Origin of the sequence: Desulfovibrio inopinatus DSM 10711 (genome assembly GCF_000429305.1) — a bacterium.
Classification (GTDB): Bacteria; Desulfobacterota; Desulfovibrionia; order Desulfovibrionales; family Desulfovibrionaceae; genus Alteridesulfovibrio; species Alteridesulfovibrio inopinatus.
This window is the reverse complement of sequence record NZ_AUBP01000002.1, coordinates 390,345-412,899: the sequence shown is the minus strand read 5'-3', so window position 1 is coordinate 412,899 and position 22,555 is coordinate 390,345. Positions and strand designations below refer to the sequence as shown.

At 49.8% G+C, this 22,555-nt stretch carries 16 protein-coding genes; 7 read left to right on the top strand and 9 right to left on the bottom strand.

What is annotated here, in order from left to right; genetic code table 11:
- Positions 1 to 5: 5 nt before the first annotated feature.
- From tssB to G451_RS32270, 6 genes are all read right to left on the bottom strand, one after another.
- Entirely contained in the window at positions 6 to 512 is a 507-nt protein-coding gene (gene tssB, locus G451_RS0104135; RefSeq protein ID WP_027183269.1) for a type VI secretion system contractile sheath small subunit, read from the bottom strand.
- A gap of 157 nt (positions 513 to 669) precedes the next feature.
- Positions 670 to 2,349 (bottom strand): type VI secretion system protein TssA, encoded by a 1,680-nt coding sequence (gene tssA, locus G451_RS0104130; RefSeq protein ID WP_084448359.1) that lies wholly within the window; start codon positions 2,347 to 2,349, stop codon positions 670 to 672.
- 288 nt (positions 2,350 to 2,637) lie between these two features.
- Positions 2,638 to 3,552, bottom strand: a complete 915-nt coding sequence (locus tag G451_RS0104125; protein ID WP_027183267.1) for a transposase — start codon at positions 3,550 to 3,552, stop codon at positions 2,638 to 2,640.
- Between the two features lie 135 nt (positions 3,553 to 3,687).
- Complete coding sequence (locus G451_RS0104120) at positions 3,688 to 6,111, bottom strand: Lon protease family protein (protein ID WP_027183266.1); 2,424 nt, start codon at positions 6,109 to 6,111, stop codon at positions 3,688 to 3,690.
- A gap of 125 nt (positions 6,112 to 6,236) precedes the next feature.
- Positions 6,237 to 7,028 carry a L,D-transpeptidase family protein gene (locus G451_RS27475; RefSeq protein ID WP_156921502.1) on the bottom strand — a complete coding sequence of 264 codons (792 nt, stop codon included), beginning with the start codon at positions 7,026 to 7,028 and terminating at the stop codon, positions 6,237 to 6,239.
- A gap of 4 nt (positions 7,029 to 7,032) precedes the next feature.
- Positions 7,033 to 10,221 (bottom strand): hybrid sensor histidine kinase/response regulator, encoded by a 3,189-nt coding sequence (locus tag G451_RS32270; protein WP_051261110.1) that lies wholly within the window; start codon positions 10,219 to 10,221, stop codon positions 7,033 to 7,035.
- 133 nt (positions 10,222 to 10,354) lie between these two features.
- Here G451_RS32270 and tpx point away from each other — a divergent pair, with 133 nt between their 5' ends.
- Both tpx and pgi read left to right on the top strand, forming a co-directional pair.
- Positions 10,355 to 10,870 (top strand): thiol peroxidase, encoded by a 516-nt coding sequence (tpx, locus tag G451_RS0104105; protein ID WP_027183265.1) that lies wholly within the window; start codon positions 10,355 to 10,357, stop codon positions 10,868 to 10,870.
- 160 nt (positions 10,871 to 11,030) lie between these two features.
- Positions 11,031 to 12,668: a glucose-6-phosphate isomerase gene (pgi, locus tag G451_RS0104100; protein ID WP_027183264.1), complete on the top strand. Its 1,638-nt coding sequence runs from the start codon at positions 11,031 to 11,033 to the stop codon at positions 12,666 to 12,668.
- 78 nt (positions 12,669 to 12,746) lie between these two features.
- Here pgi and G451_RS0104095 read toward each other — a convergent pair whose 3' ends face one another.
- Positions 12,747 to 14,933 (bottom strand): methyl-accepting chemotaxis protein, encoded by a 2,187-nt coding sequence (locus G451_RS0104095; protein ID WP_027183263.1) that lies wholly within the window; start codon positions 14,931 to 14,933, stop codon positions 12,747 to 12,749.
- Between the two features lie 269 nt (positions 14,934 to 15,202).
- On the opposite strand from G451_RS0104095, the gene G451_RS0104090 reads away from it, so the two are divergent.
- Both G451_RS0104090 and ahcY read left to right on the top strand, forming a co-directional pair.
- Positions 15,203 to 16,117, top strand: a complete 915-nt coding sequence (locus G451_RS0104090) for an ArsR/SmtB family transcription factor (protein ID WP_027183262.1) — start codon at positions 15,203 to 15,205, stop codon at positions 16,115 to 16,117.
- A 126-nt stretch (positions 16,118 to 16,243) separates the two neighbouring features.
- Positions 16,244 to 17,677: an adenosylhomocysteinase gene (ahcY, locus tag G451_RS0104085; RefSeq protein WP_027183261.1), complete on the top strand. Its 1,434-nt coding sequence runs from the start codon at positions 16,244 to 16,246 to the stop codon at positions 17,675 to 17,677.
- A 158-nt stretch (positions 17,678 to 17,835) separates the two neighbouring features.
- Here ahcY and G451_RS0104080 read toward each other — a convergent pair whose 3' ends face one another.
- Both G451_RS0104080 and G451_RS0104075 read right to left on the bottom strand, forming a co-directional pair.
- Positions 17,836 to 19,554, bottom strand: coding sequence for a patatin-like phospholipase family protein (locus tag G451_RS0104080; protein WP_027183260.1), 1,719 nt, complete (start codon positions 19,552 to 19,554; stop codon positions 17,836 to 17,838).
- 283 nt (positions 19,555 to 19,837) lie between these two features.
- Positions 19,838 to 20,080: a hypothetical protein gene (locus G451_RS0104075; RefSeq protein ID WP_027183259.1), complete on the bottom strand. Its 243-nt coding sequence runs from the start codon at positions 20,078 to 20,080 to the stop codon at positions 19,838 to 19,840.
- Positions 20,081 to 20,276: 196 nt separating this feature from the next.
- Here G451_RS0104075 and G451_RS0104070 point away from each other — a divergent pair, with 196 nt between their 5' ends.
- The 3 genes from G451_RS0104070 to G451_RS0104060 all read left to right on the top strand — a co-directional run bounded on the left by G451_RS0104070 (position 20,277) and on the right by G451_RS0104060 (position 22,502).
- Positions 20,277 to 20,612: a tRNA-binding protein gene (locus tag G451_RS0104070; protein ID WP_027183258.1), complete on the top strand. Its 336-nt coding sequence runs from the start codon at positions 20,277 to 20,279 to the stop codon at positions 20,610 to 20,612.
- A 547-nt stretch (positions 20,613 to 21,159) separates the two neighbouring features.
- Positions 21,160 to 21,471, top strand: a complete 312-nt coding sequence (locus G451_RS0104065) for an IscA/HesB family protein (RefSeq protein ID WP_027183257.1) — start codon at positions 21,160 to 21,162, stop codon at positions 21,469 to 21,471.
- A 173-nt stretch (positions 21,472 to 21,644) separates the two neighbouring features.
- On the top strand, positions 21,645 to 22,502 hold the full coding sequence (locus tag G451_RS0104060; RefSeq protein WP_027183256.1) for a tetratricopeptide repeat protein: 858 nt from the start codon (positions 21,645 to 21,647) through the stop codon (positions 22,500 to 22,502).
- Positions 22,503 to 22,555 lie beyond the last annotated feature (53 nt).

Genomic DNA, 22,555 nt, shown 5'->3' with positions numbered 1-22,555 from the left:
GTATTCTACTCCTTGTCCTCGATACCCATTTCTTTCAGAAGCTTTTCACGCATGCTTTCATCCGAGACAAGTTCCTGAATCTTCTTTCGAAACTCAGGGACGTTGCCAAGCGGTGCCTTGAGGGCTTTCAGGGCTTCGCGTAATTCCATCATCTTTTTCAATTCAGGAACCTTCTGCACAATGGCATCGGGCTTGAAGTCATTTATGGAATCAAATTTCAAATCGACGGCCATTTCTTCTTCCTGACCATCTTCGGTTTTGGCTTCAGAAATCTTGTTGGGAACTGTAAGTTTGAGGTCAAGATTCTGCGCTTTCAGGACATCGTTAAAGTTGTCTTTATCGATAGCGATAGGTTCCCGATCTTCAACAGTCCTATCATCTTGACGCAGTGTGAAATCACTCAACACCAGGAGCTTCAAAGGCAGTTCCACCTCTTCCTTGGCATCACCGGTGTCGGGTTTGTACGTAATGTTGACTCGCTCTTTGGGGGCGACGGAAGCTTCCTTGGCCATGCTTCACCTCATGTTTTCGATTCGCAGGAGAAATGCCACTTTTTATCAATACTAGCAGAATATAAATCCGTTTTTGAGAGCTCTGTCAACGCTTCATTGTGATATTTATGAGAAACATTGCAGAGAAAAAAGTTTTCTTTTGCATTAAACCCTTATTTTACGTTGGGAAACCAATCTTAATGGCTTCCGCTGGTGCGATCTTCGTAATGCGCATCAATACCGATACCGTCTTTGTTTTAGCCTCATCATCCTGACCGGCACTGACACCTTCATGAACTGCCAACAATCCACGCAGAGCCAAAGCAGGATCAAACCGTTCCAAATCATGCGCATCAATGACTTCAACGATTTCATCGAGCAATGGTCCAGCCAAACTATTCTGCCCAAGCAGAAACAACGCCCGGGCAACGTTGATCGTCCACAACAATCGTTCTCGACCCGATGCACCGGCTGCACGTTTGGCTTGCAATAAAGCCAACGCTTCCGGCCCCTTTTGGCTGCGCAACAATTTTTTGGCCTCATTAAATCCTTCGGCCACAGACTGTTCCAAGTCATCCCCCCCGGACGGGGTTGCAGCATCTCCATTGGCCAGACTCAAAGTTTTCAACCAGGCTTTCGTATCGGCATCGGCAAACGGGGTTCCGTCATTAAAGCTAAGATTCTCCACTCCTTTCAGCCGTTCAACATACAACATGGTTTCAATCTTGATCCCATTGAGCGCCGGGGCAAATACCGGCCCCATGTTTTCCAGCGCCTGCGCCGACAACCGGGTCAAATCGAGCCAAAAACGATATTGGGTAATTCGTGACTCCGACGCTTCGAGCGCACCCTGAAAATTACCGGAGGACAAAAGCGTTTTAATAGAAGAAAGAACCGCCGCCTCTGGTGGAGGAAGCATGGTTTTCCCGTCTTCGGCCGGCGGCAATCCCTTTACCGGCATCCAAGCTGCCAGGCGTATCAATCGGTATGGGGAAGGCGAGGCTGGGATTTTGTTAAGATAATACTGCGCGACATCGACAAGACGTCCCAACGCTTCGGCGGCAGCGTGATCAGCATCGCTATCCGACGCAATCGGACCAGCCGATTCCGCAGGTGCAGACGCTGGTGCGGCAGCAGGAGCAGGCGTTGATGGTCGTGCCGGAGCTGATGGCGTCGCGGTAGTCGAAGCCTCTGCGGGAGCCGAGTCAGCCCCCTCGGTTGCAGCCTCCTGTGGAGCCGGCTCAGGCTCTGGTGGCGGAGGCGGAGCCGAAACAGGAAGATTCCCCAACCGGTTGAGCAAGGGGAGTAGCGGCGGCATGTCATCGTATCCCGCACTCAACGCTTCGTCCAAAGCGTTCACATTGTCGGTAATTGTGGCCACGGTATCATGGGGAAGCTCGTCGCCATGATAATTTTCCGTGAACGCATTCATATGGTCAAGCCACCAGCTTATGGCATTGATGCGCCCTCGCTTCCGCTTCTTGGCCGGAAACATACCATCCCAATACGTAACGACAAGATCACGTAAGATTGTAGAACCCGTCATCATGCCGTCAAAATTCTCGGTTTGCACAAGGGCTTCGGCCAAGTAGACAGTAACGAGTAAATCTTTTGATTTATTTGATAAAATATCGGTAGACATTTCAATAACGCGCTTCCAGTCAATAACACCACCTGAGGTGGCATCGGAAAGCTTCCCGATTTCAGTTTGCAATTCATCGTAAGTCGGGTCGTAACGGATGTCTTCACCAACAGGAGAATCTCCGGCAATGGGCGCTTTACCCAGTTCGATCAATTCCATGGTCGATCCTTCAAGAGCGTTGAACTTCAATACCAATTGTCGTGTTTCTACCCTCATATCGCATCTCAGCGCAAAAGAAATCTCGCGTTTGATGCTGACAACTTTAAGGGGACAGGCGAATTATGTATTCGAGGAAAGGGAGATGCCCGTTTGATAAGCAAATGCATCTGCGCAGAACGCTTTGGAGTTAGAATAGATATTCTGCGAAAAACTGAAGCAATTTTCAGGAAAATAAAAACCGATACGTCTTACAAAACGAGGAAGGGATACAACATCAAGCGAAAGGAAAAAGTAAATGAAGAATATTCTGGAAAAGATCTCAATTCGAGTCTATCTTGATGAGGATTAGAATTCTTCTACCAATCGTTTCATCGCGTAAAATTCTAATCCGTCAATTTTACGAGGAAAACGTTTCCGGCCTTTCGTGTGGGAAACCCTCCCAAGTAACGCCGTCACGAACTCTTTGCTGCCGATAACGCCACTGTCTGTAAACCAGCGCGTTCGCAAGAGCATTCGATCAACTCGAGTATACACATATCCTTCGGATCGAGCCCGCTCAACAATATGCGAAGCCAAAGATTTGCCATGAACGGAATCAAGTGCGCCGGTTTCGTAAAGAAAGCGACGGTAGAGAACAAGGCGTTCGTTTATGTCCTCAATATCCCAATCAGCCAAACCAAAATCAAGGCTGAGCAAGCCGTCAACATTGCCAGTCTGCGCATGATGTCCGATGGAGCTCCATCGATAATCTTCAGGTCGTTGCACCAACCCGGCACGGATGGGGTTGAGATCAATATACGCCAAACAATGAACCAACGTCCGACCATCCTGAACAACAACGCTTTTGAAGCGCTCCCCCCAAAAATATCCACGTCGATCATGCCGTTTATTGTAATACCTTGAAAACGTTTGCTTTACCTCACGCATGAACTCGGAAAGACTCGCCCATTTCCTCCGGCATCGCTCCAGACTCGCCGCCGTCACAGGAGCATCCGGCCCATAGACAAGATGATACCGCTGTACCACGTCATCATCGGTCATCATTTCGGCTGGCATCATGCGTACAAGTAAATGAAAATGATTTCCCATAATGCAAAAGCCAAGCACTTCGGCAAAATACACGGCGGCAAATCGAGTAATACATTGCAGGAGGAATTCCTTCTCAGCATTGCCAAGGGGGAAACCGTCCAATGCCGTACGAGACATGACATGATAAACGGTCGGTTGATCATCACAAACCAGACGAGCAAGGCGCGGCATAATGACAGTCCTCAAATGCATTAAATGGGAACGCGGACGAGACACATGACGTTAAAGCAAGCAACACCCTGCCGTAATACCCCAACCACGTCAACATAATTTGCCTGTCCCTATTTCTCTTCCGGCCGAAGCCGGTTAGAGAGTGTTGCGATTGCCGCGATCCCATTTGACGGCGAGTTGGGCCAGGCGGGTGAGGCGTTCATCAACCAACGCATAGAGGCTATCCAGCGCGAAGAGGCCCGGCCTATGGGGATCAAGGCCGGCGGGCAGACCGGTCAACAATTCCATCGCCTGTTCGATGTTTTCCACCGGATAGATATGGAACTGTCCTGCCTTGACGGCATCGATAACATCCGGATGCAGCATAAGGTTCACCACATTATCTTTCGGAATCAGCACTCCTTGTGAGCCCGTCAGGCCGCGGCGTTTACAGACCGCGAAAAAGCCTTCGATCTTCTGATTCACCCCGCCGACCGCCAGAATAGCGCCCGACTGGCTGACAGCGCCGGTAAACGCAAACCCAAGATGAATTGGCCGTTCCGCTAACGCCGACAGCAACGCCGCCAGTTCCGCTCCCGATGCCGAGTCGCCTTCCACTTCCACGTAGCTTTGCTCGAAGCAGAGCGCACCGGTGAGCACCAGCGGTTTGTCTCGCGCAAACAAGCTAATGAGATAGCTCTTCAAGATCATCATGGCCTTGGTATGGATCGGCCCGCCAAGCTCAGCTTCTCGTTCCAAATCGAGGATGCCGCCATGCCCCACGCCGACGGTACAGGCAATCTGGTGCGGCAACCCGAACGCATGATCACCGAACATACGCACGGCCAACCCGTTCACCCGACCAATGGCTTGGCCCGTGGTGGAGACCTTGATCATCTCACGGTCATATTCACTCAAAAATTCTTCTTGAAACAAATCATTCCGGAACAGCGCGGCCCGGCGTGCCGTCTCCACATCGACGTCATCAACAGCAGCCTTTTGTTGTCCCGCAGCGATTGCCGAAGCTTCAATCAACAATTCCCGCAACAACGGGAAATGCAGCGACAGCTTTTCCTGGTCATCGGCCATGCTCGACAGATGTTCGATAAGTGCAGCTTGTCCCTTGCGACTGAATGGCAGCAGCTTGTCCGAAGACAAAATACCATTGATCACCGCCAGAATATGACCAATATTTTCCGACGTCCGATCGACATCATTCTGCATGTGTGCTTTGATCTTGAACAATTTGCGGAAACGTTCTTCGCCGTACAATAAGTACTCGTACTCCTCGTCCGTCCCCACAAGAATGACCCGTACCTTGGCTGGCATGGCTTCGGGTTCAATCGTTTTGGTCCGCGTTTGTTCCCCAGACTCGGCCGGGTCTTCCACCGGAGAACGTCCCAAGCGCAACGCACGCAGCAGTGCTTCCCACGCAGAACCTTGATGGCGCAGCAAATCATCAATCTTGATGATCAGATATCCACCGTGCGCTTTATGTAACGAACCGGCCTTAATAAGCCGATATGACGTGAAGAGCGCCCCCATCTCAGATTCGCGCTCAATGGATCCCATAAGGTTGAAATAGGCAGGATTCCCCTCGATAATAACGGGAGCCCCCGTCGTCTGACTGTTATCGACAAAAACATTGATTTCGTATCGATCCAGAACGTCATCACCTGCCTGCGCTTGATCAAAGCTCTGTGCAGCACTCTCACCACGCGGCAAGAACGCATCGAGATTATCGAGAATATCTTCCCGTAATCCCTCGAAATACTCCGCCGCGTCCTTGACGTGTCCATGCCGTTCAATGAGCGGGTCAAGAAATTCAGACAGCACCTGATCGGCCGTGTCGCGTTCAAGACGTTTTTCTTGCTCGCGGTATCCCCGATCTTCTTTGTTCACTCGACGCATAATGTCGCTGAACTGATCCATCATATTTTCAATCTTGGCACGCAAGCTCTTCTTCATTTCCGAAGGCAAGCGTTCAAAATCCTCGCCCCCGACAGCCTTGCCTTCGATAACCGGATACAACGTCACCGTTCCCGATTCCTCGAAGTCCATGCTAAACCCTTCTTCCCTCGCCAAATCTTCCATTTCTGCATGGAGATCTTCACGTATGGTCTGATGGGTTTTCGCAAGCATGTTTTGTTTGGCCACATGAGACTCTTGTTCGAACCGCATGGGGATCTCTTCACGCAGGTTGTCTATCACTTCCGCCAGTTCGGCTTTCAGTGCTTTGCCCTGCCCTGGATCGAGCGAAATAATTTTCGGTTTGTCCGGATCATCAAAATTATAAACATAGACGAAGTCCGGCGGTGTCGGGGCGGCTTTCGCCACTGGTTCAAAAAATTCCTTGAGGAACCGAGTCCGGCCCAAATGAGGATCGCCAGCTAAATAAATATTGTATTCCGGGCTGTCGATGGTGAGCGCTGTTTTCAGCGCTGTGGCTGCGCGAGGATGCAATGCGGCTAACGGTTGACCAGTAATTTCAACAGAGCCTTCGGCCACCGGCAGACTATCCAAAGCGCACGCGGCGCGAAGTTGTTCGGGGGACAAAGGCGACGGTAATGAGCGCGTCATGTGATATACTCGGGGAATGAAAGGATGAAATATCGATTATGCAACAACGCCGCACAAGCGGCGTGAGACATCAAGACATCGGGAATCGTATAGACTAGAAATTTCCCCTGAGATTGTCACGTTTTTTATTGAAGACGTGGTGCATTCGCCCAAACAGCTTGCCAGGTTGTATAGACTGCCATGGGCAACTGAACGAGCACAGGATGTAACGCGGGGTCAAGCCGTTCGACAACCTGCTCAAGCTGGGCTTGTGTCATCGCGGTACATCCCGATGTTCCACGGCCGGAAGGCGAGACAACGTGAAGAAAAATACATGACCCTATCCCCGGCTTTGCAGGAGAAGGATTATGTTCAACAAAAACACCCAATCGATATTGTCCATCAGGCCGCATCATATTTTCACTGGATCGCCAGTCTTTGTCTGCTGACGAAGCACGAGCGAAACGATTATACATGCGGCTCGCTCCATCATCGACACACACTATATCCTGATGTGTCGCAACAAACGGCATAGCCAATCCTGGACGATGCGTTTCTCCAAATACGAACGACAGATCGAACACTCCAGCCGGAGAACGCAAGTCCCCTTCCCGTTTCTCCGGTCCATCCAGGCCCTCCGGTCGCCCCACCCCATGACGTCCGACGCCCCATCCCATTCCAGCTAATCCCAACATGACATTATACGGTCCCGCGACCATTCGCCACGGAGCGGTGAGCGTATCGCGTTGAAACACCATGAGCCGCCCACGAGAACGCTTCCAACCAGACGATGTCACGACGACACATTGCCGGCTCGTCGACATGGCACCCGCGGTCTCACTGTCCTGCAGCTTCAAGTCATTCATGCCCGCATGGCAGACGACAGGGCCAACCACAAGCCACGCTAAAAAAAGAAATACGATACACTGCACTTTCATCGCATCATTTCCCATCAAACAACGTATCATAATGCCCATGGACTCTGCCTTTCCCGGTCACATGCCGACGGCTTCGATCCAATGCCGCACGTACCGCCTTTGCAAGCGGGGAAGCTGCGACGGGTTTATAAACCACATCCGTCAGCCCTTGTTCGATAACATCGGCCTTCAGGAAACGTCCGGTAAATCCTGTCAGGACGATAATCGGTAAATCCGGGCGAATGGACAGAACTTTTTTCGCCAATTCAAAACCGTTCATCTCCGGCATGAGATGATCCGTCACCAATAGATCGAACGCATCAGGCTCAGCCTGGACCATGGCTGCGGCCCGAACAGGATTTTTCACCGCACTCACGGTATACCCCAGTCGTTCCAACGTGGTGGAACACGACGCCAAGGAATGTCCCCGATCGTCGACAATAAGAATGTGTTCTCGTCCTCTTGGCAGCGGGTCGATCGGCTTGGGGTCATGCCTTTCATTGGTCGCTGATATCGCGGGGAAATAGATATGAACGGTTGTCCCTTGATCCAACTCGCTTTCTATCCAGACCGCTCCGCCAAGCGATTTCACAATGCCATGGACCGTAGCCAACCCCATCCCCGTACCTTCACCAGGTTTCTTCGTGGTAAAAAACGGTTCAAACACGCGATCGACGATATCCGAATTCATTCCATGACCGCTATCGGTCACATCCAAACATAAATAGCTTCCTGGTCGCACTTCGGGACTACGAGCTTGGGTTTTCGGATTGACAATGTCTCTATGCTGCAAGCGCAAGGACAACCTTCCGCCGCGTAATCCCATGGCATGCGTGGCATTTGTGCAGAGATTCATAACGATTTGATGTATCTGCGCCGGCCCTGCCAAAACCTGATACCCCGCGTCATCAAGATCTTGCTCAATTTCTACAGACGGTGGCAAACTGGCTCGAATAAGCTTGAGCGTTTCTTTGATGACCGGCGCCAAAAACAAGGGATGCCTCGCCTCTTCTCCCTGACGACTAAACGTCAAAATTTGCTTAATAAGGTCGCGGGCTTGTTCCCCTGCTCGTATAACATCCTCAAGCGGCCCACGAATTGGGGCGTCCTCATCGATATCAAACAGTGCAATTTCAGTATTCAAAATGATCGGAGTCAAAATATTGTTGAAATCATGAGCAATGCCACCAGCAAGCGTACCAATGGCTTCAAGTTTTTGGCTTTGCCGTAATCGGTCTTCCAACCGGTCTTCATACGTGACGTCACGTGCCAGTATAATATATGAAGTGACCCGACCGAAATCGTCACGAACCGGAGCAATAACCGTTTCCACCACAAATGGAGCGTCACGTTTTCCTCGGACAAGTCCGGACCACTCGGCATGCAGTTCGATTTCCGACTGAATAGCCTCTTCCATAGATGGATCGGGCGTGGCATTGGACAAGGCAAACACATTGCGGCCGATAATATCTTTGGGGTGGACCCCAATGATTTCACCAAACGCCGGATTCGCATATTCGACTTGCCAGATACTATTGGTGATGACGACACCTTCGGCCGATTGCTCCACGGCGGCAACAAGCAGCATACGTTCATCTTCGGCTCGTCGTCTCGCCGTGACATCTTCAGCGATACCTTCCACTCGGACAAACCGGCCGGACTCATCGCGCACCGCATTAGCGGTCAAAGATAACCAAATATGCCGACCATCCTTCCGTACTGCTCGCACTTCATACCCCTGCACCCGACTATAATCTTCTAAGATGTGCATAAGGGCTTCCCGGTCTAACAAATCGTCATAAATCACCCTGGCGAGGTCATCGACTTGCAGAATGTCCTCAACGCTGTCGTAGCCAAGAATACGAGCCATGGCCGGGTTGGCATTGAGAAAACGACCTTCCGGTGTGCTTTGAAAAATCCCCCCCGAAATATGCTCGAAAAGCTCACGATACTTTTTCTCACTCTCGCGTAAGGCCGCTTCAGTACGTTTGTACTCCTCGATATCCATGTGCGAACCGACCAAACGCGTGGGGCGTCCTTCATCCCACTCCATCACCCGCCCCCGAGACAATGTCCAGCGCCAGCCGCCTTCTCGGGTTTTGAGGCGCATCTCACATCGAAAAAAAGCTGTTTCCCCAGATGCATGTGCGGCAAACAGCTTCTGCACGCGATGCATGTCCTCGGGATGAATCAATGATTTCCAGAACTCAATCTGGTCCTGCTCTTGCGACGCGGCATAGCCCAAACGCTCCACCCATCCCGGGCTGGTGTACATTGCCCCCGTTGTCAAATAAAAGTCGAATACACCGTCTGAAGTTGCTTCGAGAGCCAAACGTAAACGCGTTTCACTTTCTTTCAATGCTTCTTCGGCCAAAAGAGCATCCGTGACGTCATTTCCTGAAACAATGCTGCGGCCATCGGCAAGATACATAATATGAAAATCGATGGACCGCGCCTCGCCATCTTTCCGATGAATCGTAAATCGTCGTCGACTTTTCCCCTGACTTCGATCGCCTTGCCATACGTATTGAACAAATGTCCGATAGGTCGGATCGGGATAGGCCTTTATCAACCACGTATCCAAATCCGGCACGTCTTCCAGTGTATATCCCGTTATGGCCGTAAAGGCGCTGTTCGCAAAAAGCAGCAAGTTATCCCGGCCCAAAACCACAGCCAGAACCGGTAAATTCTCCAAGGCAGCCAGCAGGGTATCTTTTTCTCGACGAAGTGTTTCCCGAAGTCGCGTGAGTTGACGATGGGTACGGGCTCTGACCGCATCGGGGTCTGTTTTGGGAGAATCGGCAGGGGCTTGTCCATCCATCCCGAATGACCCGTCATTTCTCCCTGCGGACACAAAAGTTCCCTGCGGTGCATGGATTGCCGCGATATCCCACCCCACTCCAGACGCGTCACACATGCTGAAAACAAGTGGTTCTTTTTCTGGTTTCAGATCGCGTATCGGACAAAATGGACAGGGTTCGCCGCGATGAAAAAACACTTCATGACATGGCCAAGACGAAATCTCCTTGTCGATATCAATAACAGCCGCCTGGCGTGCCACGTCGTTCATCCAGACCACACGCATGTGCCGATCCAAAAGAAAAACTTTATCCGTCAATGCATTCAGCAGGCGGGCAACCAAGTCATTATCATGTATCGAAGATCCGCTTTCCGCCAGCTCTTTGATCAGTTTTGCGCGATCGACTCCCGACATGTGTTTCCTATTTGTTACGAAAAGGTTTTATGAAACGGCTTGACCGAAAGCGACGAACAGGCATATCCAGATAAGCATGAAAAAACATGCCGCCGGCATCGCTACGGCGCATTATGCGAAAAAGGAGAATCTCATGAGCGAACGTAAAGGCATCATCACCTTTCAAGGTAACGAACTGACTCTTTTGGGAACCCCCGTCAAGGTTGGAGACAAAGCGCCGGCAGTCACACTGCTTGGTAACGACCTGAGCCCGGTGAACCTGGCCGATTACATTGGCAAACCTCTCATTCTTTCGGCTGTTCCGTCTCTTGATACCCCGGTTTGCGATATGGAAACCCGCCGCTTCAATCAGGAAGCGGCCAACCTCTCAGATGACATTGCCATTTTGACAGTCAGCATGGACCTGCCGTTTGCCCAAGCGCGTTGGTGTGCTGCTGCCGGTATCGACAAGGTCAAAACCGTATCCGACCACAAAGACGCGGCTTTTGGTGAAGCGTATGGCGTTCTTATCAAAGAACTCCGACTGCTCACCCGTGCCGTCTTCGTTGTCGATCGCGAAGGAACCATCGCATACATTGAAGTTGTTCCCGAAATTACCAACGAACCCAACTATGATGCTGCCTTGGAAGCTGTGAAAAAAATCGCCTAAGGGCGATATATACAGAGCAAGAAGTGGAAGTTCCCCTTCCACTTCTTGCTTTCCCTGACCTCTATCCCTTCTGCTTGTCGCGAAAGTTTTTTGAAAAAGGGATCGAGGGCTGTTCTGCACGCATGAGGCATCTCCCACCGCACTACAAAAGGAGCGACGCATGTCGACATTGACCGAGTCTGGGGCTTGGAAAGCGCTTCTGGCGCATTATGAAGAAATAAAAAACGTTCGTATGCGTGACCTGTTCGCCGAAGATACAGGCCGATTCGATGCGTTTTCCCTGCAACTGGACGACATTATCTTCGATTATTCCAAAAACCGGATTACCGCCGAAACCATGGAAAAATTATGTGCACTCGCCCAAGAACGCGGTGTACCCGACATGATTGAAGCCATGTTTTCAGGTAAAAAAATCAATGTCACAGAAAACCGGGCCGTTTTGCATATCGCGTTGCGCAATCGTTCCAATACTCCCATCATGGTTGACGGCGAGGATGTCATGCCTGCGGTCAACGCGGTGCTGGACAAAATGGAACGATTTACAGAACAGGTCCGTTCAGGAGCGTGGAAAGGATATACCGGCAAATCCATCACCGATGTCGTCAACATCGGTATCGGCGGTTCTGATCTCGGCCCTGTCATGGCAACCCAGGCGCTGGCACATTACTGCGGAAACCTGAAAACGCATTTCGTTTCCAATGTCGATGGGACGCATTTTGCCGAAACGGCGAAACACCTTGATCCTGAAACGACACTGTTCATTATCGCTTCCAAAACATTCACCACACAGGAAACCATGACCAATGCGGCCACGGCACGAGCCTGGTTGCTTGAATCGCTCCACGACAACGCTGCTATCGCCCGGCATTTTGTGGCCTTGTCCACCAATACGGAAAAAGTCGCTGAATTCGGCATCGACACGCAGAACATGTTCGAGTTTTGGGATTGGGTCGGCGGGCGCTATTCTTTGTGGTCCGCGATTGGTTTGTCCATTGCCCTGGCTATCGGGATGGAGAACTTCAAAGAACTCCTTGCCGGGGCGCATGCCGTGGACAACCATTTCCGCACCACTCCCCTTGAACGTAATATCCCGGTTATCATGGGGTTGCTCGGTGTATGGTACAATAATCTCTTCGGTGCACAATCACAGGCCATCTTGCCTTATGACCAATACCTCCACCGATTTCCCGCGTATTTCCAACAGGGTGATATGGAGAGCAACGGCAAAGGCGTGACCAAAGACGGTGTGTTTGTAGACTACTCTACCGGTCCCATCATCTGGGGCGAACCCGGCACGAACGGACAGCATGCCTTTTATCAGCTCATCCACCAGGGAACGAAGCTTATTCCATGCGACTTCATTGTCCCTGCCAAGAGCTTGAACCCACTTGGTGACCACCATCGCCTGCTTGTTTCCAACTTCCTTGCCCAAACTGAAGCCCTCATGAAAGGCAAAACCGAAGAAGAAGCCAAGCAAGAACTTTCGGCCAAAGGCATTACCGGGGAAGAACTCGATCGTTTGGCCAAGGCAAAAACCTTTCCAGGTAACCGACCGACCAATTCGATTCTTTTTGAAAAATTGACGCCGAATACGCTTGGAAAGCTCATTGCCCTGTACGAACACAAAATCTTCACGCAAGGCATCATCTGGAACATCAACTCATTCGACCAGATGGGTGTGGAACTCGGCAAAAAACTGGCCATCGACATCCAAGGCGAACTTCTCGATGACACGCCCGTTACAAGCCATGACAGCTCGACCAATGGTCTCATCAATGCCTTCAAGACCATGCGATAGTGATTGATCAGTATGAAACGAGTATGGCCCTTCGTATCGACGGAGGGCCATACTGTTGATGATATTGTGACACGACGGCTAAATGGAAATCGCTCGCGGTCCCTCGCCTTCCTGTGCTTCGGCTTTAAGTTGATTAACGAGGCGATGCATTACTTCGGTTTGATCATTGAGCTCTGCAATCGCTCGTGCGGCTTCATTCATAGCGCGGGCAGTTTCACTGGAAATAATGTTAATTTCATCAATGGAGCGGTTTATTTCCTCGGTCGTCGATGATTGTTCCTCGGCAGCCGTGGCAATGGTCCGAATCTGATCTGCTGATTCTTCAGAACCACGCAAAATAGCACTGATAGACGCTTCAGCCTCAATGGCTTCGGTCCGCGATTTTTCAATCGTATGCTTGGCTATATCCATGCCTTCAAGCGTTCCATTCACTCCCTTTTGTATAGCAGAGACCGATTGGCTGACTTCTTTGGTTGCAAGCATCGTTTTTTCTGCAAGTTTACGGACTTCATCGGCGACAACGGCAAACCCTCGACCCGCTTCACCGGCACGCGCCGCCTCAATTGCTGCGTTTAAGGCAAGAAGGTTGGTCTGGTCGGCAATATCGTCAATGGTCTGGGCAATGGAACCAATAGCGTCAGCTTTACGCGATAAATCTGAGACCGCTTCATACACTCCATTGAACCGAGTATGAATATCCTCGACGTCTGTCTTAACCTCAGCGACCAGTTCCGCACCTTTTTGCGCCGCCTTACGGCTTTCTTCAGCATTCTGGGCTGTGGTTTCGGCATTCTTGGCAATTTCAAGCACCGAGGCGGTCATTTGCTCCATTGCAGTCGCGGTCTGTCCCACACGATCAGCCTGGACTTCTGCCCCCCGGCTCGATTCTTCGATTTGCGAAGACAATTCCGAGGCCGCAGAAGACACCACTGCGGTCACTCCATCAAGCTGATCGGCAGCATATGCAAGCCCTTCCTTTCGAGCCACCGCCGCTTGTTCCAAGGCGTCTTGCGCTTGTATTCGTGCTTCTTCAGCTTGTTCTGTCCGCTTTTCGGCAACTCGACATTGATTTTCGATCTCGGTAATATTGGATTTCAGCTTCTCTACCATACCATTCAGTGCGGCCTGCATCACCGCGATTTCGTCATGCCCTTTTGGAGAAAGCATTACATCCAGGTCACCGGAAGCCACACGATCAATCGCAAAAGCAGTTTTCTCTATCGGCTTAGAGATGAAGCCGGAGAGCACGTAAAGACAGACCAACGCAACAAACAGGCTCACGGCCACTATGCCGATCGCGTGCCAAACCGTTGTTGTTGATTTGGCAAAGACAGCCGATTTCGGCACTTTGATAAGCAGCATCCATACGGTCGGCGAACTGGAAAATCGGATGGGCATTGAGACATACAATTCGTCACCATAAGACTTTACCTCCATCTTCATATCCGCACTAATAGTATAATGCTTCAATTCACCCCCCTCAGCTTCAAGATACTCATCAAGGGGTTTTCCAGCTAAATGAGGTCTCCCTGTCACGGCAGCTATTATTCCTGATTCGCTGACAAGAGCTAACTCTGGTTGTATGCCCAACACTTGGACATTATCGACGAGTCCTTGAAGAAAACTTCCATCAAGGTCGACCCCAACAACACCTAAGGCCCGATTATTTTTGCGTGTTGGGACGGGAACGGACAAACTGACCACCATTGTTTGTTTACCGCCAATATCATAGACAAATGGATCGATAACCAACGCATTGCCCGTATTACGTGGATTGGTATACCATCCACTGTCCGGGTTAGCGTCTTCATATGTATTGCACGGCTCCACATGTAATCCACCAACGCGATTCCAGTACGATATAAATCTTCCTGTGGCATCATGCCCTGGTTTATTTTTCCATACTTCGTCCTTGCCATCGAACGCATTTCGTTCCCATACCGTCCATATTCCAAGAATGCTTGTTTGCCTTTCCAGAACAAACTTCATCATATCTATGGCTAATTTTCTTGAAGTGTCATCATTTTTATCAAGCATGCCATCAAATATGCTTGCGACAGTTCGTGCTGTATTTATCCCTTTGTCGAAATCATTTTGAACAATTGAAGCTTGCTGAACCGAACTCGCCTTGATAGATTCAATTGCTGTATCTAATGCCTGCTGTCGCAATGCATATAGAAGATATAATGAAATAACAAGAAGCATAGCAACTATGCTTATGCCAGACCACATCGTAATTTTGAATCGCACCGATGTCATCTTCATTCTTCTTCCTCTCTGTTACAAACGTTACTCTCTGTTGATAGTACTCTTTTATTAGAATAAAAAAAGTACACTATTTTTTTTATTACACACAAAACATCTGTCGTACAAGATGTCAGATTCATTTCTCTCAACAAATTTATTCAAAATAAACTCTATACGTTTCATATCCATGACGGAACGAAGTTTTACTCAATTCTGGGAATCCCCCCTTGACAGCAACCTCCAGTTTTCGTAATTCTATACATCAAGATATCTTGATATTTAAATACATGAAAGCGATTACCTACTTTAAAGCACTTGCCGACGAGACACGTCTTCGTCTTCTCCACCTTCTGGTCAACCATGAGTTGTCCGTGGGAGAAATCGTTACGGTCCTTGAGATGGGGCAATCACGCGTTTCACGCCATCTTAAAATTCTGGCCGAAGCGGATCTTGTTGAGCATCGTCGTGATGGATTGTGGGTTTTTTACCGCGCCGTTGAGGATGGGCCCGGACGTGAATTTATCAACGCCGTCAGCTACCTTATGCGGGAAGAGGATGCCTTGCGCGACGACCTTCGCCGAGCCGAAGAAGTCATGCGTGAACGCGCGCAACGCATCAAACAATTTTTCAATAACATTGCGGCCGATTGGTCCAAGCTATCACAGCAAGTTCTAGGTGATCTCACCATTGCAGACGAGGTTCTGTCTCGCATGCCGTCTCCTTGTCAGGTTGCGGCAGATCTTGGTTGCGGTACGGGAGAATTACTTGAAGCACTCATGACGAAAGCCAATACGGTCATCGGGGTGGATTCGTCTCCCAAAATGCTCGAACTCGCGGAAAAGCGTCTCCATACAGAGCTGGCGAGTCTCCGCATGGGATCGCTTGAGCACCTACCGTTGCGCGATGCTGAAGCCGATTTCATCGTCATCAGCCTTGTTTTACATCACTTACCCAAACCATCGGAAGGACTTCGCGAAGCATGGCGAGTCTTAGCACAGGGTGGACAACTCGTTGTTGTTGAATTTCGTAAACATGAAAATGAATTTATGCGCTCCAAATTTGGAGATCGCTGGCTTGGCTTCACCGACGAAGACATGCAAAGCTGGCTTTCGTCCGCCGGTTTTTACACGCGAGAAACAGCCGCATTTTCAGCCAACCGAGGGATGAAGGTCGGCCTGTACCTTGCTGAAAAAGCAAAATAAGGCGCTGAACCTCTTCTCGGAATCCGTGAAAACCAACGCACACGCGCCGTACAGTGTGTGTTCTCTCACAACACAAAAAATGTTTTCTACGAGACTGCAAACCCGAAACTTCAGGGAGAACCAATTATGAGCGAACGCAAAACACCCGCCCTTGACCTGTCCCTTAAAAACAAAGTTGCCGATATGAGCCTGGCAGACTGGGGACGCAAGGAAATGCAACTTTCCGAAAACGAGATGCCCGGTCTTATGGCCGTTCGTGCCAAATACGGCCCGGAAAAGCCTTTGAAAGGCCTCAAGGTTACCGGCTCGTTGCACATGACTATCCAGACAGCCATGCTGATTGAGACACTGTATGAACTCGGTGCCGACATCCGCTGGGCTTCGTGTAATATTTATTCGACGCAGGATCACGCCGCGGCCGCTATTGCCGCTGCTGGAACGGCCGCCGTTTTTGCCTGGAAGGGCGAAACGTTGGAAGAGTACTGGTGGTGTACGGAAATGGCTCTGACCTGGCCCGATGGTTCCGGTCCTGACCTCATCGTTGACGACGGCGGTGACGCCACGCTGCTTATTCACCACGGTGTCAAATGCGAAAAAGATACTTCCCTGCTCTCCACCCCCGTGGACAACAAGGAATTCCAAATTATCATGAATCGCCTGGCCGATTCGGTTGCCGAAACTCCCGACAAATGGACCAAGATTGCCGACGTCTGCCGCGGTGTTTCCGAAGAAACCACCACCGGCGTCCATCGCCTTTATCAGATGCACAAGGAAGGCACGCTGCTCTTCCCGGCTATCAACGTCAACGACTCGGTCACCAAATCCAAATTCGACAACTTGTACGGCTGCCGCGAGTCGCTGGCCGACGGAATCAAACGTGCGACCGATATCATGATTGCCGGTAAAGTTGCCGTCGTGGCTGGTTATGGCGACGTCGGTAAAGGCAGCGCCCAGTCCATGAAAGGTTTTGGTGCCCGTGTTATCGTAACGGAAATCGATCCCATCTGCGCCCTGCAGGCCTCCATGGAAGGCTTTGAAGTCATGAAGATGGACGACGCGGCCAAACTCGGCGACATTTTCATCACCACCACAGGCAACTGCGATGTCGTTACCGGTGCTCACATGGAAATGATGAAAAACGAAGCCATTGTCTGCAACATCGGTCACTTCGACAGCGAAGTAGACATGCACTACCTCGAAACGACCGAAGGCTGCACCAAAGAAACCGTCAAGCCGCAAGTCGACAAGTGGACCATCAAATCGGGTCGTTCCATCATCATTCTGGCCGAAGGCCGTCTGGTCAACCTCGGCTGCGCCACGGGCCACCCGAGCTTTGTTATGTCCAACAGCTTCACCAACCAGAGCTTGGCGCAGATTGAATTGGCCACCAAGAAATACGAGCCCGGCGTTTACGTCCTGCCCAAAAAGCTCGACGAAGAAGTCGCCCGTCTCCACCTGCAACGTCTGGGCGTCCAACTCGACACCCTGACCGAAAAGCAGGCCACCTACCTCGGTATCCCCAAAGAAGGCCCCTTCAAGCCTGATCACTACCGCTACTAATCCTATTCGAGCAGACGGAAACACAATCGCCCCGGATGACAAACGTCATTCGGGGCGTTTTTTTACTGCGAATAGACTTCACTGATTATTCGATATTGCTTTTCAATTCTTCTCCCTAGAGAAAATGACTACAGGCCCTCTTAAAGGAGATAAATACTTCACAACCCCAGCCATTCATCAATCTTTTTCGACAACCAGAACGATTTTATTATGTTCTTAAACAGAACTCTTCCAATCCACGAGTCAACGGCTTCACTGATAAGTACATCGACACGGGCCATAATATGGGATTTCAAATTACTCCGGAGCGCCCGCGGGATGTCGGTCACACGTGCTCCGGATATGTCTGGTCCTTTAGCGATATCATTCTCGAAAGACAGTGCAGTTAACGGAAGCTCATCAGAAGAATTCGCGGGCTTCATGAGCCCTTTAAGGCATTCACGGGCTTTTTCGCGACCAACTTCATAGTCGAAATGCCGAAATTTGATGTCAAAGAATCCCATAAACGACACCATCTTATCACCGGCAAGTTCCTGATCTTCTGCTGTGATGCAGTAGACTTTCATTCGATCACGTGCCCCAAGGTTCGCGGCTTTTTCTAACACGAGAACAGACTTGAGCCATGTACGTTGGACGTCTTCACCATCTTCGGCCAGTGAACTCCACTCTTTTCCATATTGCTGTTGCAACCGGGTCCACGCATCATCCCGCCTCTCACCATCTGACAATTGACCATCTTCATTATATAATGCATTTAATATGACATCAGCCACATGCTCGAATTCACCGATCTGTTCCTTCTTCCCTTGCATAAGCGCCTTAAGTTCTTCTGCTCGTTTATCAAGCAACTTGACTTCGGCATTGTAGCGGTCCGTCATGATCCAGTCCTGAAACCGAGCTTGATTGTAGATACCGTTCACCAAGGCCTCGGCTGTCGGGAAGAACGTGGCATTCGTGTCATGAAACGCGGCTTTACGTACAGAACTTTTGCTGTGCGGTGAGATATAGAGATAGAACCGACGCGTATCGTTTTTTCGTGTTGGATCAATTGCATTGACGAATCGTTTGGCCATACCGAGCGGCTCATTTTGGAAGGTTCCTCCATCAAGGTAGGCAAACTTCCCTCCTGCCGCAGAAAATGGCTCTGACCCGTCGTATGCCTCTTCCGTACAGTTTCGCTGAACACCACACACGCGAAACGCAAAGGGAAATGCCCCAGAGGCTACGGCAGCCTGTCGAATATGTTCCCATGCCTCTTTTGTATCGTCCAAATCATCGAGTTTGCGGGTAAATCGATCTTGAAAACGCGTGTAAATAAAGTCTGTATCCGTGGGACCGTCCTCGGTCACGGCTGTGAAATCCGTCATGGCACGCCGATAATCGACCCCATTGAGATTCGCTAAGGCCAGGCCGAGATGCAAAGTCCCATCCGAGGCCGGGTGGCGCTCTTTCTTTTGAGGACGAGCGCCATACTCGTATCGGCTCAAGAAGAGTTTTCGTGATATTTCATGGACTGCCGACGAAGATAATAAAGAATATCGAGGATCGTCGTCAGGAGAATCGGCAAGCAAGCGAGTGATATCAGGTTCTTCCACCCATGCCCGATATAAATCGTTTGTATGTGCACCAACGAGTGCACTTTTTTCAAACAAGAGCTTTTGTGCAAGAATAGCGGCTGTCATGCCACCGGCTGATGCGCCCGTAATCACATCAATAATAATACGCTGTTCAGGATTCTTTTGCACATGCGCACTCTCATTGTGGCGCGCTATGGCATTAACAATCTCGTAGAGAACGCCGGCTTCATAGCTTCCTAAGGAAACAGCACCGCTAATGCACACCGCAAGCCGAAAAGGCTCTGTATTCGCAAAGGGCATGGCTCACACTCCTTCACATAAAAAAACGATATTCCAAACTCGATACGACAGCAATAACTTGACAAATATCATCATAAAAATACCAAACCAAAATAGAATAAAATACATCATCTTATCAAGATTTACTTTTTAGAATATCCTTTGTCAACACATCAAAAAGCCATACACACATAACAGAAGAGGACTACCTACATGCATGACAAAAAAAACCAGCAGAGCGACATATCACTCTGCTGGCCATACAGCATACCACATGCAACACCACCTGTAATGCCACTGAATACTAACTCTTTTTCTGTCGCTCCAATTTCACCTGTTGGTAAGCCAATTCGTATTCTTCCGGTAAAGCATGAAACAAATTTTCATCGGCGTCGAATGCATCGACATCAATGTCGGCGTTTTGAGCGGCCAATTCCACATACCGTGTGACATCTGGAAAATTGTTCGGAAAGCCCGGTTCATCGAGTTCTCGGGCCCATTCGAGAGCGCGTTGATACGCAACGTCATCCAAAATTGTCTTGCTCATGACTCAACTCCTCTTTTGCGGTTCTGGCAAATTCGACGTACAGTACTTGCGCGTTATCCTGCGTGAACGTCTTGTCTGCGCTTCGAGACATTCCATATCACAAACACGAAAACGGCGTTGATAGACATCCTTTGGACACCACCATACATCACTAGTAATCATCTGAATACCCTAATACAAAAAGAATGGGGAAATCATGAACGACCTGAGTTGGGATGAATTTGAACGTGTAGAAATTCGCGTCGGAACTATTTTAACGGCTGAACCACTCCCGAAAGCACGCGTACCGGCCTATATTTTGACCATCGATTTTGGCGAACCCGTGGGTATCAGAAAGTCCAGCGCTCGTATCACTGCCCTTTACTCCCCTGAAGAACTGATCGGCCGGCAAATTGTTGGTGTAGTCAACTTCCCCCCCAAGCAAATTGGTTCCATCAAGTCCCAATGTCTTGTCACGGGATTTTATCGAGAAGACGGTGTTGTTTTAGCCGTTCCTGATAAACCGGTTCCAAATGGCTTACGCCTTGGATAAAGCATCGCATGTCCTACACATCGCCTTCATAAATAGCTTTACGACAGAGACGACGTTTAGGTCATGCACGCTGATGTTTTCCATTGCCTGAAAACATCAAGAATAAAAGGAAATATAACTCTATTGCCACAGCACATGTCGTTTATTCCTTCCCTAAACTTATTTAATTGACACATACAAAAGCATCAAAACAATAGATTTTATCTATAACTCACAATACATAAAAAAATGAAGCATGCTTCTACGTCTCTGCACACATCTGACAACACGGAATTGCATACAGCATCCATGCATGCCACGTTAGAATATATTTTTTACCATGCAACCAAGGAGCAACACGCTCGTAATCCCCTCGTTATGCACACATTAACTCACGAAAATAACGAATTATATTTTGCGATAGAGATATACAGCAAGGGCTTTTTTCAGCATGTCATACGATACGAGGGCAAATTTATTTCTCAAAGAACGTTGACAGTCGGTTTTCTCAGACCTACTTGATAACTTCCTCATTACAAAAATAGCCAATCAATGGGAGTATTATCCAATGATCACAATGACCGATCAGGCCAAGGAACGTATTGACGAATATTTTGCCGACAAAGAAAAAATGCCCATCCGTGTTTTTGTAGGCGGTGGTTGCTCCGGAATGGGCCTGCACCTTCGTCTTGAAGAAGCAGCCAGCCCCGAGGATACCACCGTGGAAGCCAGCGGCTACACGTTTATCATGGAAAGCGAATTGCTCGAACAAGCCAAGCCCGTTTCCATCGATATCTCCCCCATGGGATTTGACATTAATTCCTCCATTGAATTCCCCAAGAGCACTGGTGGCTGTGGCTCCTGCACAAGCTGCGGTTAAGCAACACTCCACCTTCTCCAAACACCTCGATTATGTCATTCAAGGCCGGGATACGTCTCGGCCTTTTTTATTGGCTTCATCACGTCGCTTCCAACCAGCCCATGGCACTCCCCCCTTGAGTCGTTCGCCAATTGCCGCTACCTATGTTTTCCCAACACAAAAGGACTTGAGCTATGTTTCCATGCCGACGCGGTACAGACAAGAGCGTTATGACGCTTGTCCGTTTCATCCAAGTATTTTGTCTTCTTGCTTTATGTATCACTCTTCTGACCGGCTGCCAGACCGAAAGCGCCAAGGTAGAAAATAATCAGCTCAATGAAGCACGCCGGGCATATGTCGAGGGCGCGTATTATCACGCTGAAACGTTATTGGAAAAATATCTCGATGAATCGGGCGACCCGATCGGCCGCAAGGAAGCGTGGAATCGCCTTTATGATATCGTTGTCACTGTTCGCGGCGACACCTCTCGCGGTTTGCGCATTCTTCGCGCAATGCGTCTTGAATTCGCCGAAGACAAAGCCCTTGTGGCCGATGCGCATTATCGGGCCGGGGAGCTACATGCTCGAATGGGAGAATCAGAACAGGCCATCCAGGAATGGGAGGACTTTCTCAAACTCATGGACAACCCAAAAACCGAACGTGGTGACGTCATGTTGCGATTGGCCCGCCTATACGCGGGGATGGAACGGTATGATGACGCGCAATCCTGGCTCTCACGGTGCATTGAACAATCACCGAACCCAGAGGAAGTGTTCATTTGCCGTCTTGAGCAAGGACACACCGCATTCCTCATGGGCAATAATGACGAAGCGCTTGAATTCTTTTCTTCACTCGCGCACGACTTGGATCAACAGCACAGTTTGCGACCAGCGACCATCTTTGCGCTAGCGCAGGTCTATGAACGTATGGACAAACGCACGCAAGCTGTCGAGCTGTATGACTCCATCCTGACGACGCACCCCAACCCCAAAGCGGTGCGTCTGCGACTGGAATATCTGCAAACCAAGCAGGCGACCAAGACGAAGAAATAACAAGGCCGGAACCTTCACGCTCCCACACAACGCTGTTTCTCACAATATCCGCC